Source organism: Schinkia azotoformans (genome assembly GCF_035811335.1).
GTDB lineage: Bacteria > Bacillota > Bacilli > Bacillales > Bacillaceae_J > Schinkia > Schinkia azotoformans.
The window spans coordinates 1-17,973 of the sequence record NZ_JARSMD010000028.1 but is presented as its reverse complement, the minus strand read 5'-3'; the positions used below and the strand labels follow the sequence as shown (position 1 = coordinate 17,973).

Genomic DNA, 17,973 nt, shown 5'->3' with positions numbered 1-17,973 from the left:
CAAACAAAATTATTAAGAAGGTGTTAATAGATGAGAGTAATTGCATGTTGTAAAGCGGTACCTGAGGAACAAGATATTGTGATTTCGAAAGATAGACAAGTTTCCTTTGAAAAAGCGGAATGGAAGTTTGGATCCTATGATCTCAACGGCGTTGAAGCAGGAAAACAAATTGTTGAGGCTGCAGGAGGTCAATTATCTGGTTTGTGTGCTGGAGGAAAAATCCTTGAAAATGCAAAACTGAAAAAAGATATTCTATCTAGAGGTTTGGATGACTTATATATTGTGACCGATGAAGCATTGGTACAAGCTGATACCTATCAATCTGCAAAAATATTAGAAACAGCTATTAAAAAAATGGGTGACTTTGATCTTGTCTTATGCGGTGCAGGATCCTCTGACTTTTATGCACAGCAAGTCGGTAATCAATTAGGTGAATTGCTAGGTGTTCCGGTAGTTAATGCCGTGAATAAGATTACACCTGATGGGGATAAAGTCATTGTAGAACGTGCGCTAGAAAATGAGATTCAAGTTCTAGAGATAACATTACCTGCGGTATTATCTGTTACATCTGAAATTAATGTCCCCCGTATTGCGGGAATGAAAGACATTATTGCAGCAAATAAGAAACCTGTAACGACATACACATTAGCTGATATTGAGGCAACAGATTATCAACCTTCAAGTATAGTAGTTAGTACACTCGCACCTGAACAGGTGGAGCGCCGTTTAAATATATTTGAAGGCGAATCAGAAGATGTTGTCGATGCATTTGTAAAATTAATTAGTGCTGAATTGAAGTAATTTGATAAAAAGAGGTGGAGATATCATGGCAGTAAAAAAAGTATGGATAATAACTGACGATCAAAATACTATTGGGGAATTATGCGGTGGCGGACGTAAGCTTGGTGAGCATGTAACGGCTGTTTTATTTGGGGGCCAAGCCCAAGCAGAAGAAGCAAGCTTTCTAGGAGCGGACCAAGTCTATTTATTTGAACAAAATGGGAATGCCATAATGGAAGCAAATTCACAACCTATAGCGGAATTGCTTCGTGAAGAAAAGCCCAACCTTGTGATGGTTTATTCCTCTACAAGAGGAAAGCTCCTTGCTGGAAAAATTGCTTCACAACTAGGTACTAGCACTCTATCAAATATTTCTGAGTTTGCCGCAGAAGATGGCAGCATCGTTGTCAAACATCTGGTTTACGGTGGAGCAGCAATTAGAACGGAAAAAGCATTATCTGAAACAGTGATCGTAACAACAGGAACAGGTGTATTTGAAGCAATACCAAAAGACGAATCAAGGCAAGTGAATGTGATTAAGCTTGAGGCTAAAGCTGAGCAGTCTGGAATTCGTGTTCTTGAAACTCGTCCAAAACAAGGAGAAGTCGTTAATTTAAGTGCTGCAAAACGAGTTGTTGGTGTCGGAAGAGGGTTTGCATCTAAAGATGACATAAAAATGGCGGAGGAACTTGCTTCTTTAGTAGGGGCTGAAATGGCATGTAGCCGTCCAATTGCGGAAGGCGAGAAGTGGATGAGCAAGGAGCGCTATATCGGTGTATCAGGTGTAGTACTTAAGCCAGATATCTATCTTTCTATCGGTATATCAGGTCAAATTCAGCACATGGTTGGGGTTAATCAGGCAAAAACATTAGTGGCTATTAATAAGGATAAAAATGCGCCAGTTTTCAAACAGGTTGATATTGGTCTTGTTGCTGATATTTATAAAGTACTACCACAGATTATTGAAAAACTTAAAGCCTAGTGAGTTTTCTAGGCTTTACCAAAATTTTCATAGAGAGGTGAGAAGCGTTGAGCGAGAACGGATTTGACGCCATTATTGTTGGGGGAGGTCTTGCTGGTTCAACTGCAGCTTATGTTTTGGCGCAGGAGGGCCTTGAGGTTTTACTCATTGAAAGAGGGAATTACGGTGGTTCCAAAAATATGACTGGTGGGCGTCTCTACGCTCACAGTTTAGAAAAAATAATTCCTAGCTTTGCCGAAGAAGCACCAGTAGAGAGAAGGGTTGTAAAAGAACGTATTTGCATGATGACGGAACAAGATGCAGTAACAATGGATTATCATTCCCCGCGCCTTGCTAAAAATGGGAGTGATTCCTATGTCGTGATGCGTGGTGAGTTTGACCGCTGGCTTTTTGAAAAGGCGGAAGAAGCAGGTGCCGTTACTGCTGCTGGAATAAGGGTAGACGAATTAATTATAGAAAATAATCGTGTCACTGGTGTAATTTGCGGTGGGGAGGAAATGAAAGCTGATGTTGTGATTTTAGCAGACGGTGTCAACTCCCTTCTAGCGGAAAAAGCTGGATTGAGAGAAAGAGTCAAGCCATCCCAGGTGGCTGTTGGCGTCAAGGAAGTCTATGGTCTGCCAAAAGAGGTGATTGAAGACCGCTTTGGATTAACTGGCAATGAAGGTGCAGCCTGTTTGTTTGCCGGTTCCCCAAGCAACGGACTTGTCGGTGGGGGCTTCCTGTACACGAATAAGGAAAGTATCTCCATTGGTTTAGTTTTAGGTCTTGAGCATATCGGCGAAAGTGACAAAACAATAGACGAAATGCTAACTGCATTTACGAGTCATCCTGAAGTTGCCCCTTTAATTAAGGATGGCAAGCTTCTTGAAAGAAGCGGTCACGTCGTTCCTGAAGCAGGATTATCTATGGTATCAACATTATATGGTGATGGCTTCCTCATTTGCGGTGATGCTGCGGGATTTTGTTTGAATATCGGCTATATGGTTAGAGGAATGGATTTAGCGATAACATCCGGAGAACTGGCAGCCAAGGCGGTTCTTGAAGCGAAGAAAAGGGGCAACTTTAGTGCATCGACTCTCAAAAGCTACAAAACAATGCTTGATCAAAGCTTTATTATGAATGACCTAGATGTATATAAAAACTTCCCAGGATTTATGGAAAATCCACGCATTTTCAATCAATATCCAGCTATGTTAGCAGATATTATGGCAGATATGTTTGTAATAGACGGAAAGCCTGCTGTTCCATTACGCAAAAAAGCGATGAAGCACTTAAAAGCCGTTGGTCTTATGAATCTAGCGAAAGATGGTCTTAAGGGGGTTAAATCCGTATGAGTGTATCTATTGAAGAAAAATTAGGTGTGAATAAGTATTTTGTTGATGAGGGAAATGCTCATATTGAGATTGACCCTAATTACCCAGATATGAAGGAGAAAATGAAGCTCGTCAATGCCTGTCCAGGTGGGCTGTACAAGCTCAATGAAAATGGCAGCCTGTCTTTTGATTACGCGGGCTGTCTCGAATGCGGTACATGCAGGATTCTGTGCTTAGGTACAATTATCAAGAAATGGGAGTTTCCTGAGGGAACAATGGGAGTAGAATTTCGCCACGGATAATTTACAACAAGGAACGATGCTTAGCAAATCTAACAGGTGTAAGATCTGAGTTATGTTAAGAGGTGGAAGAAATGGCAGATATAGTGGGGAACAAGACTATACGAGATATCTGGGATGAGATGGTCTGGATTAACGGTGAAAAAACGGTCTTGATCTTTCATGGCTGCGATGATAAGATACAGGAATTTTCTTATCAACATTTTAACGAAGAGATCAATAAGACGGCCAATCTTTTCCTTGATTTAGGAATCCAAAAAGGGGATAAGGTTGCAATTCAGCTTTATAATTGCCCGGAGTTTTTAATGTCTTGGTTTGGACTCGCAAAAATTGGAGCTATCATGGTTCCTTTAAATACACAATTAACCCAAGAGGAATGTGAATATATCATTAAAAAATGTGGAGGTGTTGTTGCTGCCGTTATTGAAGAAGAGTTTTTGCCTTATTATCATACCAATGGACAAATTCCCGATAATGGCATCAAACATTTACTACTTGCCCGAAGTAAAGACCATACTCCCGGTACGATCAACTTTTGGGAAAATAAAGAAGCACAACCCGTTAAATTAAAGGAAAACAGACCGTTAACGAGTGATGATGTTGCGGAAATCTTGTTTACATCAGGTACTACCTCCATGCCAAAGGGGGTTGTTATCACACATGCCAATATGATTTTTGCAGGTATTTTCACTGCTTGGCAGCTTTCATTAAGGAACGATGATCGGTTTTTAACGATCATGCCAGCATTTCATGTTGATTTTCAACTCAACACGATGATGCCGATCTTAATTGCCGGTGGAACATTAATTTCAGTTGCTAAATATAGTGCAAGAAGGTTTTGGAAGCAGATCTTTAGTTATCAAGCAACGATAACCGAATGTATACCGATGATGATTCGAACAATGATGATGCAGCCACAACAGAAGTGGGAAAAAAACCATTGTCTTCGCGAAGTGTTTTTTTACCTTGCGCTTACAGAAAAGGAAAAGAATGAGTTTGAAGAGCGCTTTAATGTGAGACTTTTCAATTCTTACGGCTTAAGCGAATCTCTCGTAGGTGTAATCGGTGACTCTCCATGTGGGGAAAGACATTGGCCTTCAATAGGAAAGCCAGGATTAACGTATGAAGCGAAAATTATTGATGAGGAAGGCAATGAACTCCCTCCAAATACAATCGGAGAAATCTATATAAAAGGTGTACCCGGCAGAACACTCATGAAGGAATATCATAATGATCCGGAAGCAACAAGAAAGACATTAAGTCCTGATGGCTGGATGCATACAGGTGATAAGGGCTATGTAGATGAATCAGGCTGGTTTTACTTTGTTGACCGAAAAGTAAATATGATTAAACGATCTGGTGAAAATATCTCCACTACGGAAATTGAAAATGTTCTTATGACTCACCCGAAAATTGAAGAAGCTGCTGTAATCGGTGTACCTGATCCTATTCGTGATCAGGCGGTTAAAGCCTTTATTATTGTAAAAGATGGTGAAGTGCTCAATCAAGAAGAAATTTTAGAATATTGTAAGGGTCATATGGCAAAATTTAAAGTGCCTTCTTTTATAGAAATAAGGAAGTCCTTACCAAGAACCTGTACTTATAAAGTGCAAAAAAAATTACTTAAATAATCGAGAGGATGAGTAAAGTGGCTATTAAGATGGAAATGGTTGGACAAACATTTGGACCTTTTGAAAGAGAGTACAATTTCAGAGATTTAATTTTGTTTGCGCTAGGCTGCGGTGCTGGCATTGATGGAAAAACAGACTTGCAATATGTTTACGAAAAGGATTTAAAAATCCTTCCTATGTTTGCAGCAATGCCAATAGTAGATAGTGAAGTTACGAAAACAATTGATTATGGCTATAATTATGCAGGCTCTCTTCATTGGGGCTTTGATTTGCAATTTCACAAGCCGCTGACCAAATTATCGGGGAAATTAAGCACGTATGTACTACTAAAAGGGTTATATGATCGCGGCCCGGACAGAGGCTTATTAGCACAGCATATAGGAGAAACTTTTGATAAAACAGGTGAGAAGATCTTCACTAACGAAAGCTGGGATTGTTTAATTTATGATGGCGGATTCGGAGGTCCAAAACCACCAAAGGATATCGTTGAAATTCCAGATAGAGAACCTGATTTTGAAGTTGAGGAACGAATTCCTGAGAATCAAGCACTCATTTACAGATTGTCAGGAGATTATCATCCTCAGCATATCGATTGGGAATATGCCAAAGCAAATGGTCAAATGAAGCCCATTCTTCATGCTGTGAGTTTTGCAGGTGTGGCTTGTCGTCATTTTATTAATACATTTATTCCTGGGGAACCTGAAAGATTAACACGCTTTAAAACTCGTATTACTGCTTCTCTTCTTCCTGGTGCAACAATTAAGACGCAAATGTGGAAAATGGCGGACAATAAAATTCATTTCAGAGTAATTGATGCTTATACACAAGCTAAGCCATATTTGAACTTTGGCATTATTGAATGGAAATAATAACGTTAGCGGAATTTTGTAAGCAATGAAAATGTAAACGGGCTGCTGTGGTAGAAAGCAAAACAGGTTGATAGTGGTTAGGAAAAGGGAGATAAAAACTATGAAGACGAAAAAAACACTTGATGATTTTGAGTTAACGCCTTTTCTCAAGAAAATGATCCTTTTTGCTAGTGGCGGACCATTCTTGGACGGCTATGTTCTCGTTATTATAGGAGTCGCCCTTGCCCAACTGGGTCCAGAACTGCATTTAGATGCACATTGGAATGCATTAGTTGGTGCAGCGGCATTGGCGGGTATTTTTATCGGTACAGCCGTATTCGGTTATTTAACAGATATAGTTGGACGCCAAAAAATGTTTACCATCGATATCATTGCCATTGCGCTCATTTCTGTTGCAACCATGTTTGTAACCACTCCTTTGCAGCTCGTTATAATGAGGTTTTTAATCGGAATAGTGATTGGGGCAGATTATCCGATTGCCACTTCACTAGTAGCAGAATTTACGCCAAGGAAATACAGAGCTATTTCAATTGGCTTTATCGCGGCGGTTTGGTACATCGGTGCTACCGCTGCTGATGTTGTTGGTTATTATCTCATTGACGTTGAAGACGGTTGGCGCTTTATGCTTGGAAGTGCTTTTATTCCATGTGTGATCTTACTGATTGGTCGATGGGGCACGCCAGAGTCACCACGATGGCTGCTGAGCAAAGGGCGCACTGATGAGGCTAGGGCAATCGTTCATAGGTTATTTGGCGATGATATCGAATTGGAAAAAGAAGAAGTAAAAAAGACTCGCTATAGCAAGATTTTTGAAAAAGGCTATTTTAAGAGAATGTTGTTTGTTGGAACAATATGGGCTTGTCAGGTTGTTCCGATGTTTGGTTTATATACGTTTGGCCCGCAGATTATGAGTGCATTTGGATTCGGTGTTGGAAAACAGGTGATTTTAGGAGATATTGTGATCAGTATGTTTTTCTTAATCGGTTGCATACCTGCTATGTTCTGGCTGAATTCAATTGGACGCCGCCCCTTGCTTATTGGGAGCTTCGCCATCATGAGTATGGCATTAGCTGTTTTAGGGATCTTTCCCAATGCTAATATAGTGGTTGTCGTAGCTGCCTTTGCTATATACGCATTCTTTTCCGGCGGTCCTGGTATTCTGCAATGGCTTTATCCAAATGAACTTTTTCCAACAGAGATTAGGGCTTCGGCGGTAGGTGCTGCAATGGCTTTTAGTCGGATAGGAACAGTCTTATCCACTTATACATTACCTATTTTCATGGCTTCTCATGGCATTGGACCAACAATGATGATTGGGGTCGCTATTTCCGTGCTTGGATTGATTGTTTCAATAGCGATGGCTCCTGAGACAAAAGGATTAACGTTAGCACAATCAAGTTCTGTAGATTTTAAATATAAAAAGAATAAGCTTGCTTAAACCATTGTTAATTCAACACAAATGAAATAAAAGCCGGTAATGGGATCTTCTCTCCTAGCTACCGGCTTCTCTGATACCAAAAAACTATGCAATATCTATGAGAGGTCCATTTTATGAAACAACTTCGAGGAATGAGTCTAATTATTGCTGCCGCAACTCTTTTTGGATTTATGCCAATATGGACCAAACAGGCCTATGCAACCGGCCTCTCTATTTCGGAGATTAGCTTTCTTCGTTTTGGTTTAGCTGCGGTTATGATACGAATAGCTATGCACTATCGCAGGATTGATTCGCGTGTAAGGAAACAACAGATAAGACCATTGTTTTTATCGATTTTCATTGGTTATATCGCCACCAATCTTACTCTATCATTATCTTATAAATATATAAGCTCCGGCATTGCTACCTCGCTACATTACTTGTTTCCAGTAATTATTATGCTGTTAGCTTATTTTATTTATCATGAAAAATTAAACTGTTATAAATGGATGGCCCTAGTAATATCTTTGACAGGCATCTATCTAGTAGCTAGTCCAGGGGGAAGTAATTTTTCTCTACGCGGCGTTACCCTTGCGATTAGTTCAGCTGTATTTTTTGTCATTTATGTTTTGTTAATTAACCATCATCAGCTAAAAAAGATGGACAGTCTAGTGTTAGCATTTTATTCGTGCCTAATTTCATCGCTCGTATTTCTGATATTCATTTTAATGAGAGGGAATTGGTCAATGATGCTACCGATTACATTAAAAGGCTTTTTTTATGTAACTTTGTTAAGCTTTTTTTGTTCTTCTATGGCAATGATTTTCTTTATAAAAGGTGTACAAAGTATTGGATCAATCAATGCTTCTATACTTAGTACATTTGAACCGGTGGTTAGTCTGGTGGCGGGTATTTTCATTTTAGATGAACCACTAAGTTGGCAAACATCGATGGGGTGTATAATGATTATTTCTGCTGTTATTCTGATTGGATATTCAAATCTAGCTAAAGATTACGTCACCCGTGAAAAAGCGAATAAGTAATTTAAAATAAAAAAATCGTACCAGCATGTTTTTTGCTAATACGATTGGGGAGTTATTCAATATGAATCTCATGCTGTACATCAATATCTAAACGCTTTAATTTATAATGCAAGCATTGTCTTGATAGATTAAACTCCTTAGCAGTTTGGTTGATATTGCCGTTATTTCTTTTCAATGCTTCTGTCAAAATATCCTTTTCAACCTGTTGCATCATTTGTTTATAATCATTAAATTTCGAGACATTGATCGGTGGTATATTTTTCTTGAGTGTCTTGTCCTGAAGGAAAGGAGGTAAATGCCGAGCCTGCAAGGAAGTATCGTTAGGATCAATAATGTTCATTGCATGTTCAATACAATGGCTTAATTCACGAACGTTTCCTGACCAGTTATAACTTTCCATCATTTGAACTACTTCATCAGAAATCTTGTCAATTTTTCTACCTAAGATTTTGTTATACTTTTTAATATAACACCAAGATAAAGTGGTAATATCCTCTTTTCTGTCCCGTAAAGGCGGAATATCTAAAGTGACCACAGCAAGCCTATAATAAAAATCACTTCTTAGTTTTTCAGTTTCAATGGCTTCGATTGGATCTATATTCATAGCACTAATAATTCGGGGGTTTACAGGTATTTCTTTGTTGCCACCAACCCTGCGAATTCGATTTGTTTCCAGCGCTCTCAATAATTTAGCCTGAAGAACGATACTCATTGAATTAAGCTCATCAAGAAAGAGTGTGCCATTTTTTGCTTCTTCAAACAGTCCAGCTTTATCCATGGCACCTGTAAATGCACCTTTCGTTGTTCCAAATAAGATGCTCTCTAATAAAGTATCGGGTATGGCGGAGCAGTTTACTGCGATAAAAGGTTCAGCAGCTCTTGAACTGAAGTTATGGATACTTTGGGCAAAGAGTTCCTTTCCTGTTCCTGTTTCTCCTAATATCATAATTCTTGATTCTGAACTAGCCATTTTTTTTGCATTATTAATAACTCTTTGCAATCTTTCGCCGGATCCGATAATGTCGTCAAAACAAAACTGGGTTCCGTTATTGTTCGTTTTCTGCATTTGGTGATACAGGGCTTTTTGGAGTTGTGATAATTTATCTGTAAGCTCTTTTATTTTGCTTGTATCCCGGCTAATTGCAACAGAACCAATTACCTCTTGTTCAGAAAAAACTGGGTATATATCCATTATGAGCTCAACAATTTTACCATTTGCTGCAGAGTACCTTAATAGCGTATTCTTCATGATCCGTCTTTCATGAATTGCTATCATATGCACACTATTTTGTTCTCCTAAATTGTATACATCCAATACATTTCTTCCTAAAATATCACTGGTTTTATAGCCGTCAAATTTTTCAAATTCTTTTGATATGAACACAATTTTACCTGTTGCATCGACTATTGAAAAATAACAATCACTCAAACAATCTAAAGAATTAATAACCAATTCGAATTCAGCACAAATATCTTTGCAACTTTTTTTAGGTTTATTTAACTCCACTAGAGGTTTGGTGATTACATCTTTGGCCATTTCTATATCTCCTTCAAGACATTTTATTATTTTTAAAAATTACTTAGACTCTAGCAATTTTAAATCTCTTTAATTTTAGCAACATAATAATTTTACTACCCATTTTACTTTGTAAATCCTGAAATTCTAACTTATTTGTGAAATTTGGTAGGACACTTAATATACGACGCAATCAATTGCAGCACCTCCAGTGTCCAATTTGTTCACTACATAGGTGAAATAAACTTTGGATTTGAAGAATGATCGTATCATAGCATTCATAAAAAATTTAAGACAAACTCTTTCTGTGTAACCTAAATGTGGTACGATAAATTAATAAAAAACTTTATGAAAATAATGTAAACGGAGGCTTACGAATGTACAGTTTTAAGAATGATTACAGTGAAGGTACGCATCCAAGAATTTTACAAGCATTAGTGGAAACAAATCTTGAACAGTTAGAGGGTTATGGATTGGATCGATATTCCCTTGAGGCAGCAGAGCTGATTAAGAAAAAAATCGAACGGAGTGACGTAGATATCCATCTGTTGACAGGGGGAACGCAAACGAATCTTACTGCTTTATCAGCATTTCTAAGACCACATGAGGCTGCCATAGCAGCTAGTGTAGGACATATCAATACACATGAAACAGGCGCGATTGAGGCTACGGGTCACAAAATAGTAACGGTCGATGTAGCGGATGGAAAATTGAATCCTTCTCATTTGCGGGATGTACTTGATGCTCATACAGATGAGCATATGGTGAAGCCGAAGCTTGTTTACATATCCAATTCTACTGAAATAGGTACGATTTATAAAAAGAACGAACTTGAGCAATTAAGAGCCTTTTGTGATGAGAACAACCTTCTTTTGTTTATGGATGGTGCGAGACTGGGGTCCGCTCTTTGCTCCAAAGAAAATGATGTACAAATAAGCGACCTCCCTTGGCTAGTTGATGCATTTTATATTGGTGGAACAAAGAATGGTGCACTTCTTGGTGAGGCTTTAGTTATTTGCCATGATTCACTAAAAGATGATTTTCGTTTTTATATGAAGCAAAGAGGAGCGATCCTAGCGAAAGGCCGACTAGTAGGAATCCAATTTCTGGAGCTATTCAGGGACGATTTGTTCTTTGAACTAGCCTCCCATGCAAATAAGATGGCAGACAAACTTAAAGAGGAACTTGCCGGAGCCCATATTAGCTTTTTAACGGATTCACCATCCAATCAAATTTTTCCGATTTTGCCTAATGCGGTGATTAGTGAGCTTCAAAATAAATATGATTTTCATATTTGGGAAAAGGTTGACGCAGAAAACTCTGCGATCCGTTTAGTAACATCATGGGCAACGAAGGAAGAAGCAGTAGCTGCTTTTATTGAGGATATTAAATGAGACGGAGTTCCCGACCCTGTGTCCCGCCCCCGACCACATGTCCCGCTTTTCCGAAAAATTATGAAATAAGGTGTAGCAATTGTTTTATTTCTGTTATATAATTAAAATCAATAAAACAAATTGTTATATAACAACAAAATTTCAAATAAAACTTTAAAAATTTTGTGAAAAGGGGAAATCGGAAATGAATAAAATTGATGCGATCGCTCGGAGAATCTTTGGTTGGAAATTAAATAGATGGGATAGATGGTATGATCATGAAAGCCGCACTTTCATCCATGATTCAGAATTCCAGCCTGAAAAAAATCTTGATCATGCAATGTTGATCGTAGACAAACTACAAAAGTTCGGATTTACTTACAAAACAAACGGAACATCTGAGGTAAGCTTTAATGATGCAACTGGTACGGGAGAAACGCTTGCACAAGCAATTACTAATGCGGCATACTCGATCATTGAAAAAAACTCATCTGCAGACAGTAGCAGAATGTGGAGTACTTTGTGTTAATAAATAAGAAAAGGGGCATCCAATAAGTCGAGGACGATTATTGGAGCCCCTTTTTTGTTTTCATATGCAACCTTGAACACAAAAATAAAGGACTTGCATATGATAGTAAAAAGGAGTTTTTTAAATGAGTGTTCTTTCATTTTTGCTCACAGCCATTATTGTTTTAATAATAGCTGCTGTGGCCGAAAAATTATCCCCTTTTAGTATGCCGGGAAGTTGGGCAGGGCTAATAATAGCGGGCTTTATTGGTGAATGGATAGGCACGGTGATTTTCGGACCATGGGGCCCAACGGTTTTTGGGATTTCGTTGATTCCGGTGCTTGTTGGATCATTTATTGTAATATTTATCGTTGGACTCATTGCTGACCTTTTTAAGTGAAATGTATATAATATTAATTATTAAGAGAAAAGGGAAGACGTTGACAGGAGATATCAATGGCTATTACAAACAATTTTTTTAGCAACAATCAACATCAAGCCAATGGATTATATGTATTGGTTGCGGCTTTACTGACGACGTTTGCCGGTGAATTTAGATTCGTCCCTTATGAAGGGGACGCTTTTCGTTTTGGGTTGGGAAGTATCACCTTTTTCCTTCTCATACTAGTTAGGCCCCCTGTAGTTTCACTAATCCGTATTGGTGTGGTAACAGGGATCACAGTCGTATGTTTTCGGATGATTGAGGATTTTATCCTTTATGAAGTTTTGTTTTCAAAAAGCTTTTTAAAGCATGTTGCGGCCTTTTTATACTATTTTATCTATGCCCTCGGTTTGCATATAATTAAAATCGAAAAGTATAAAACATTTCCTTTGATATTAGGTGCATGGGCGTCAGTATTTGAGGTTATTGCAAACGGGTCTGAACATTTCGTAAGGCATTTATTATTGGATCAACCGGGTATAGGGTTAAAGGATTTTGCACTATTAGGTGGCGTTGCAATAATGAGGAGCTACTTTGTAGTAGGATTATATGGGTCCATCACCGTTTCCGAACAGAAAAAAAGAGTAGAGGAGCTGTTAAAGGTCGGCTCAGAATTATATGGTGAAACCTTATACTTAAAAAAATCAATGAACCATATTGAAAAAATAACAGCTGAGAGTCATGATCTTTATCGTAAGCTAAAGCAAGAAAATTTTAATCAATTAAGTGCACAAGCATTACATATCGCACAAGAAATTCATGAGGTAAAAAAAGATTCCCAGCGAATATTAGCTGGACTTACAAAAATAGGAGAACAGAAAATGGATAATACTGTCTCACTATCTGATGTCATGGATCTTGTTATAAGTGCCAATGAAAAATATAGTGAGCTTTTACAAAAGAAAATAATTTTAATAGGAAATATCTCAATTGATTATCAAACCGTTCAACTAATTCCCCTGCTTGCTTTATTAAATAATATTACGGCCAATGCTGTTGAAGCAATTGAGGAAATAGGCGAAATAAATATAAATATATTTGAGGAGCAGGAAAATACGTTTTTTGTTATTGTAGATTCTGGACCTGGTATTCCAAAAGCAGATCTCCCGATTATTTTTGAACCAGGCTATACAACAAAATTCAATGATCATGGTGTTGCTGCCACAGGAATTGGACTTTCCCATGTACAAGAGATTGTTCATACTCTTCAAGGTCAAGTTGAAGTAGATACTTCAGAAAATGGAACTATTTTTAAAATTAAAATCCCAACAATTATTTTGCGAAAGTGAGTGTTTAAAACTGCGGTATTTCATTGTAGATGATGATAGAGCTAGTAGAATGATGTTGAAGAATATTATTACAGAAGGGGATCTTGGGGTTGTAATTGGAGAGGCTGAAAGTGGGTCGAAAGGTCTTAAATCCATTATTACGATGCATCCCGACGTAGTTTTGATTGACTTTCTAATGCCGGAGTTAGACGGAATTGAAACAATTGAATACCTGAAAAAAGAAGGATTTAAAGGACTATTTATTATGATCTCCCAGGTTGTCAATAAAGACATGGTGGCAGAAGCATATGAAAAAGGGGTCGAGTTTTTTATAAATAAACCGATTAATCGTGTAGAGGTCCAAAGTATATTAAAAAGAACGGCTGAGCAGTATAAACTTAAAGATTCCCTTCAAGCGATCCAAGAATCCCTCACAAAAATTGGGCTTGGCACAATTAAAAGAAAGGTTACAGTAAAGGAAACGGTTTTATCCATTTTAAATGATATGGGAGTTATTGGTGAAGCCGGCAGTGATGATATTGTTGCCATTATTGAATTTTTGATGAACCAAACTGATAAAACTGCCCAATTACCACCATTGAAGGATTTATATGAAGCAATTGCGATGAAAGGTGAATCTGCTAATGTGGACATAGCTAAAGAAAGTAAAGCAATTGAACAGCGCATACGGAGAACAATTCAAGCCGCGATCAATAATTTAGCTTCATTAGGAGCTATTGATTATACTAATCCTGAGTTTGAATATTATGCACCCCGTTATTTTGATTTTCAAGAAGTAAGAAACCATATGATCATGATTGAGGAAGGCAGGAATGATCAGGCGAAATACAAAATTAATATTCGTAAATTTCTTCAGGTATTATATGTGGAAACTATGAAAAAATTCAGTCATAGTTAAAAATTAAAAAGGAAATTTTTTTAATTCATTATGTCGGATTAAGTCGGATTCAATAGGTTACCCTTAAACTGAGTATGTAAGCGAACTCATTTATGTAGTAAGCGTTTTCTATACGAAAAAAGGGGTGACTATTAATGAAGAAAAAATTTAAATTTCCTCTTGCTTATCAAATTTTGGTAGGTTTAATTCTAGGTATTGTCGTAGGTGCAATCTTTTATGGAAACCCAGCGATTGATACTTACTTAAAGCCACTAGGAACTATCTTCCTTAATATGATTAAAATGATCGTAGTTCCAATTATCGTTTCTACACTAGTTATTGGGGTAGCAGGAACTGGCGACCTTAAACAGTTGGGTAAACTTGGTGGTAAAACACTAATTTACTTTGAAATTGTTACAACAATTGCAATTCTAGTTGGGTTATTGTCTGCGAATATTTTCCAACCTGGTGCAGGCATCGATATGTCTGAACTTACAAAAACAGATATAGGTAGCTATGTTGAAACAACTGAACAAGTTTCAGGTCAAGGTCATGGTATATTAGACATTGTAGTAGGCATAGTTCCAACAAACGTTATATCAGCAATGGCAAATGGCAATATGCTAGCTATTATCTTTTTCTCAGTAGTATTCGGATTAGGGGTAGCAGCAATTGGTGAAAAAGGAAAACCAGTGCTTGCATTCTTCGAGGGTGTAGCAGATGCCATGTTCTGGGTAACAAACTTTGTTATGAAGTTTGCTCCATTTGGTGTATTCGGTTTAATCGGTGTTACAGTTTCTAAATTTGGTTTAGCATCTTTAGTTCCACTTGGAAAATTGATGATCCTTGTTTATGTAACAATGGCATTCTTTATTTTAGTGGTGCTAGGCGGTATAGCTAAAATAGTTGGTATTAATATATTCCATGTTTTCACAGTGTTAAAAGAAGAGCTAATTTTGGCATATTCCACATCAAGTTCTGAAACAGTGTTACCAAAAATAATAGAAAAAATGGAAAAGTTCGGTTGTCCAAAAGATATTGTTTCTTTTGTTGTCCCAACTGGATATTCCTTTAACCTTGATGGTTCAACATTATATCAAGCGCTTGCCGCTATTTTTATCGCGCAAATGTACGGTATCAATCTTAGCATTAGTGAACAAATTACATTAATATTAGTATTAATGGTTACATCTAAAGGTATTGCAGGTGTACCGGGCGTATCATTCGTAGTACTTTTAGCAACTCTAGGAACAGTAGGAATTCCATTAGAAGGACTTGCTTTTATTGCTGGGGTTGACAGACTTCTTGATATGGCACGTACAGTTGTAAACGTTTGTGGTAACTCTCTTGCTGCAATCGTTATGTCAAAATGGGAAGGTCGTTTCGACAATACGAAGAAAGAACAATACTATGCTTCCATTAAAAATGCAGCTTAATAATTAAGATAAAACTGGCACTAAAATTGGGTGCCGGTTTTATTTTTGGGAAAAACAGCTAAATGATTGAAAGTTGACAATTTTGAAAGAATAATATATAAATATAGTATAAAACAATTAAATAATGACCTCACTTTTCAAACAGTGGGGTAGAGGTGCGATATTTAACAGTCTATAGAGGAGCCCGAGGAGCCATGAAACTACAGAGAAGGAAATGTCGCCGAAACTTGTAATGAACCTCATTTATTACTTGTTGGGTCTGCAGTTAATATCTGCAGGACTGTCTCAATAAACGTCCCGGTTTATTGAGGTGTGCTATCTCATTGGGAAACAGAGAGGAATTTGGGTAATCTGCTTACTACGACCTGAGTTTATCTCAGGTCTTTATTATTTTTATGCTTTAAAGTTTCCAATTAGTAGTAATAATTTAGTATACTTAAAAAGGGTAAATACAAGTATTTTACAGGAGGGGAAAAGTATGAGAAAAAGTTTATCATTATTATTTGCCATTTCACTTTCAGTAATGCTTCTTTTGGCTGGCTGTGGGACAGGTAATAAAGCAGCTGAGAATGAAAATACGGGAGCTCCAGATTCAGCAGCTACAAATGGCGGGACTTTTAAAGTAGGACTTGAAGCAGGGTATGCGCCGTTTAACTGGACTCAAATGGATAATTCTAATGGTGCTGTTCCGATAGATGGTGCTGCAGAGTTTGCAGGCGGGTATGATGTGGAAATTGCAAAGAAACTAGCTGAAGGTTTAGGGAAAAAATTAGTGATTGTTAAAACTGAATGGGATGGACTTGTGCCTGCTTTAACATCAGGAAAAATCGATGCCATTATTGCGGGTATGTCACCAACAGCCAAACGTAAAGAGACAATCGACTTCTCAGATAACTACTATAAATCAGATTTAGTAATGGTCGTTAAAAAAGGTGGGAAGTATGAAAGCGCTACTTCAATCCAGGACTTTAATGGTGCTAAAGTAACAGCACAATTAAATACATTCCACTATTCAGTTATTGATCAAATTGACGGTGTTAAAAAACAGCCTGCAATGGATAATTTCCCGGCGATGAGGGTTGCTCTTGAATCAGGAATTATCGATGGTTACGTTTCAGAACGTCCGGAGGCTGTTAGTGCTTCATCTGCCAACGAAAAATTTGCCTTCGTAGAATTTACAGAAGGATTTGATACATCAGATGATGACACAGCAATCGCAGTAGGTTTAGCAAAAGGCAGTGAATTAACTCCAAAAATTAATGAAATCTTAGCAGGTATCTCAGAAGAAGAACGTACTAGTATTATGGATGCTGCTATTAAAAATCAACCTGCAGCACAGTAAGGAAAAGGAAAGAGGTTGTCTCAAAATTGTCCAGCTACAACTAGTGGTGCTGGGTGATCTGTACAATTGTACGGGGTGCTTGAGACAGCCTTTTGTTTTGACTAAAATAGGAGGGGAAATATGACCTTTGAATGGGTAATAAAAATAATAACAGAAAACTGGCCCATGTTTATTCGCGGGGCTGGAATAACGCTATACATTTCGATTATTGGTACAATTGTAGGCTCTATCATAGGTTTATTAGTAGGTGTGATCCGGACAATCCCAAATCCGGACCGTGGTTCTAAGAAAATATTATTAAAAATTATTAATGCCATTCTTTCTATTTATATCGAATTTTTCAGAGGAACACCAATGATCGTACAAGCAATGGTTATATACTACGGTTCAGCTTTGGCTTTAGGAGTAGATATGGACCGGGTAGCCGCTGCTATTTTCATCGTATCTATCAACACGGGTGCCTATATGTCTGAAATCGTCCGCGGTGGTATTGTATCAATTGATAAAGGTCAATTTGAGGCTGCTCAAGCGATTGGTATGAACCATATACAAACCATGTTACATGTTGTTTTACCACAGGTTATTCGCAACATCCTACCGGCAACAGGTAATGAGTTTGTTATCAACATTAAAGATACTTCAGTATTGAACGTTATTTCAGTATCAGAATTATTCTTCGCAACAAAATCGATTGCGGGAAACAACTTCCGCTATTTTGAGTCATTCTTTGTGGCGTGTATTCTATACTTTATCATGACATTTACAGTTACTAGAATTCTCCGGTTTATTGAAAGAAAGCTGGAGGGTCCGGATAGCTACATGATGGTGCCAGGTAATCAAATGCAGGTTGAAA

At 37.7% G+C, this 17,973-nt stretch carries 17 protein-coding genes and 1 riboswitch; of the genes, 16 read left to right on the top strand and 1 reads right to left on the bottom strand.

What is annotated here, in order from left to right; translation table 11 throughout:
• The first annotated feature begins 30 nt into the window (after positions 1 to 30).
• From P9E47_RS17690 to P9E47_RS17655, 8 genes are all read left to right on the top strand, one after another.
• The gene (locus P9E47_RS17690) at positions 31 to 801 is read left to right on the top strand and encodes an electron transfer flavoprotein (protein WP_003330641.1); all 771 of its coding nucleotides are present in this window, start codon (positions 31 to 33) and stop codon (positions 799 to 801) included.
• 25 nt (positions 802 to 826) lie between these two features.
• Complete coding sequence (locus P9E47_RS17685; protein ID WP_003330640.1) at positions 827 to 1,762, top strand: electron transfer flavoprotein subunit alpha/FixB family protein; 936 nt, start codon at positions 827 to 829, stop codon at positions 1,760 to 1,762.
• Between the two features lie 47 nt (positions 1,763 to 1,809).
• Positions 1,810 to 3,099, top strand: coding sequence for an FAD-dependent oxidoreductase (locus tag P9E47_RS17680; protein ID WP_003330639.1), 1,290 nt, complete (start codon positions 1,810 to 1,812; stop codon positions 3,097 to 3,099).
• Positions 3,096 to 3,380 carry a ferredoxin family protein gene (locus tag P9E47_RS17675; protein WP_003330638.1) on the top strand — a complete coding sequence of 95 codons (285 nt, stop codon included), beginning with the start codon at positions 3,096 to 3,098 and terminating at the stop codon, positions 3,378 to 3,380. Before P9E47_RS17680 ends, P9E47_RS17675 begins: the two co-directional genes overlap by 4 nt.
• Positions 3,381 to 3,451: 71 nt before the next feature.
• Complete coding sequence (gene caiC / locus P9E47_RS17670; RefSeq protein WP_003330637.1) at positions 3,452 to 5,008, top strand: crotonobetaine/carnitine-CoA ligase; 1,557 nt, start codon at positions 3,452 to 3,454, stop codon at positions 5,006 to 5,008.
• 17 nt (positions 5,009 to 5,025) lie between these two features.
• Entirely contained in the window at positions 5,026 to 5,877 is an 852-nt protein-coding gene (locus P9E47_RS17665) for a MaoC/PaaZ C-terminal domain-containing protein (RefSeq protein WP_326164174.1), read from the top strand.
• 100 nt (positions 5,878 to 5,977) lie between these two features.
• Positions 5,978 to 7,315, top strand: a complete 1,338-nt coding sequence (locus P9E47_RS17660) for an MFS transporter (protein ID WP_003330635.1) — start codon at positions 5,978 to 5,980, stop codon at positions 7,313 to 7,315.
• Positions 7,316 to 7,428: 113 nt separating this feature from the next.
• Positions 7,429 to 8,337, top strand: coding sequence for a DMT family transporter (locus P9E47_RS17655; RefSeq protein WP_003330633.1), 909 nt, complete (start codon positions 7,429 to 7,431; stop codon positions 8,335 to 8,337).
• Positions 8,338 to 8,389: 52 nt separating this feature from the next.
• Here P9E47_RS17655 and P9E47_RS17650 read toward each other — a convergent pair whose 3' ends face one another.
• Positions 8,390 to 9,874 carry a sigma-54 interaction domain-containing protein gene (locus P9E47_RS17650; RefSeq protein WP_003330631.1) on the bottom strand — a complete coding sequence of 495 codons (1,485 nt, stop codon included), beginning with the start codon at positions 9,872 to 9,874 and terminating at the stop codon, positions 8,390 to 8,392.
• A 356-nt stretch (positions 9,875 to 10,230) separates the two neighbouring features.
• Here P9E47_RS17650 and P9E47_RS17645 point away from each other — a divergent pair, with 356 nt between their 5' ends.
• The 8 genes from P9E47_RS17645 to P9E47_RS17610 form a co-directional block, all read left to right on the top strand.
• The gene (locus tag P9E47_RS17645; protein ID WP_003330630.1) at positions 10,231 to 11,247 is read left to right on the top strand and encodes a threonine aldolase family protein; all 1,017 of its coding nucleotides are present in this window, start codon (positions 10,231 to 10,233) and stop codon (positions 11,245 to 11,247) included.
• A gap of 184 nt (positions 11,248 to 11,431) precedes the next feature.
• Positions 11,432 to 11,755: a BC1872 family protein gene (locus P9E47_RS17640; protein ID WP_003330629.1), complete on the top strand. Its 324-nt coding sequence runs from the start codon at positions 11,432 to 11,434 to the stop codon at positions 11,753 to 11,755.
• Positions 11,756 to 11,879: 124 nt separating this feature from the next.
• The gene (locus tag P9E47_RS17635; protein WP_003330628.1) at positions 11,880 to 12,134 is read left to right on the top strand and encodes a GlsB/YeaQ/YmgE family stress response membrane protein; all 255 of its coding nucleotides are present in this window, start codon (positions 11,880 to 11,882) and stop codon (positions 12,132 to 12,134) included.
• Positions 12,135 to 12,190: 56 nt separating this feature from the next.
• Positions 12,191 to 13,465 (top strand): sensor histidine kinase, encoded by a 1,275-nt coding sequence (locus P9E47_RS17630; RefSeq protein WP_003330627.1) that lies wholly within the window; start codon positions 12,191 to 12,193, stop codon positions 13,463 to 13,465.
• 10 nt (positions 13,466 to 13,475) lie between these two features.
• Positions 13,476 to 14,363, top strand: a complete 888-nt coding sequence (locus tag P9E47_RS17625; protein ID WP_039957131.1) for a response regulator — start codon at positions 13,476 to 13,478, stop codon at positions 14,361 to 14,363.
• Positions 14,364 to 14,497: 134 nt separating this feature from the next.
• The gene (locus P9E47_RS17620) at positions 14,498 to 15,778 is read left to right on the top strand and encodes a cation:dicarboxylate symporter family transporter (protein WP_003330625.1); all 1,281 of its coding nucleotides are present in this window, start codon (positions 14,498 to 14,500) and stop codon (positions 15,776 to 15,778) included.
• A 142-nt stretch (positions 15,779 to 15,920) separates the two neighbouring features.
• A riboswitch (Lysine riboswitch) is annotated at positions 15,921 to 16,104 on the top strand.
• A 152-nt stretch (positions 16,105 to 16,256) separates the two neighbouring features.
• Positions 16,257 to 17,120: a transporter substrate-binding domain-containing protein gene (locus P9E47_RS17615; protein WP_003330624.1), complete on the top strand. Its 864-nt coding sequence runs from the start codon at positions 16,257 to 16,259 to the stop codon at positions 17,118 to 17,120.
• 120 nt (positions 17,121 to 17,240) lie between these two features.
• Positions 17,241 to 17,973: amino acid ABC transporter permease (locus tag P9E47_RS17610; protein ID WP_326164173.1), on the top strand; the 733-nt coding region annotated here is incomplete at its 3' end.

What these genes read in the sequence shown, in the direction of transcription:
- P9E47_RS17635 (WP_003330628.1), top strand. Translation starts at nt 11,880, where the DNA reads ATGAGTGTTCTTTCATTTTTGCTCACAGCCATTATTGTTTTAATAATA.
- P9E47_RS17615 (WP_003330624.1), top strand. Translation starts at nt 16,257, where the DNA reads ATGAGAAAAAGTTTATCATTATTATTTGCCATTTCACTTTCAGTAATG.
- P9E47_RS17660 (WP_003330635.1), top strand. Translation starts at nt 5,978, where the DNA reads ATGAAGACGAAAAAAACACTTGATGATTTTGAGTTAACGCCTTTTCTC.
- P9E47_RS17620 (WP_003330625.1), top strand. Translation starts at nt 14,498, where the DNA reads ATGAAGAAAAAATTTAAATTTCCTCTTGCTTATCAAATTTTGGTAGGT.
- P9E47_RS17645 (WP_003330630.1), top strand. Translation starts at nt 10,231, where the DNA reads ATGTACAGTTTTAAGAATGATTACAGTGAAGGTACGCATCCAAGAATT.
- P9E47_RS17650 (WP_003330631.1), bottom strand. Translation starts at nt 9,874, where the DNA reads ATGGCCAAAGATGTAATCACCAAACCTCTAGTGGAGTTAAATAAACCT.
- P9E47_RS17675 (WP_003330638.1), top strand. Translation starts at nt 3,096, where the DNA reads ATGAGTGTATCTATTGAAGAAAAATTAGGTGTGAATAAGTATTTTGTT.
- P9E47_RS17655 (WP_003330633.1), top strand. Translation starts at nt 7,429, where the DNA reads ATGAAACAACTTCGAGGAATGAGTCTAATTATTGCTGCCGCAACTCTT.
- P9E47_RS17630 (WP_003330627.1), top strand. Translation starts at nt 12,191, where the DNA reads ATGGCTATTACAAACAATTTTTTTAGCAACAATCAACATCAAGCCAAT.
- P9E47_RS17690 (WP_003330641.1), top strand. Translation starts at nt 31, where the DNA reads ATGAGAGTAATTGCATGTTGTAAAGCGGTACCTGAGGAACAAGATATT.
- P9E47_RS17640 (WP_003330629.1), top strand. Translation starts at nt 11,432, where the DNA reads ATGAATAAAATTGATGCGATCGCTCGGAGAATCTTTGGTTGGAAATTA.
- P9E47_RS17685 (WP_003330640.1), top strand. Translation starts at nt 827, where the DNA reads ATGGCAGTAAAAAAAGTATGGATAATAACTGACGATCAAAATACTATT.
- caiC (WP_003330637.1), top strand. Translation starts at nt 3,452, where the DNA reads ATGGCAGATATAGTGGGGAACAAGACTATACGAGATATCTGGGATGAG.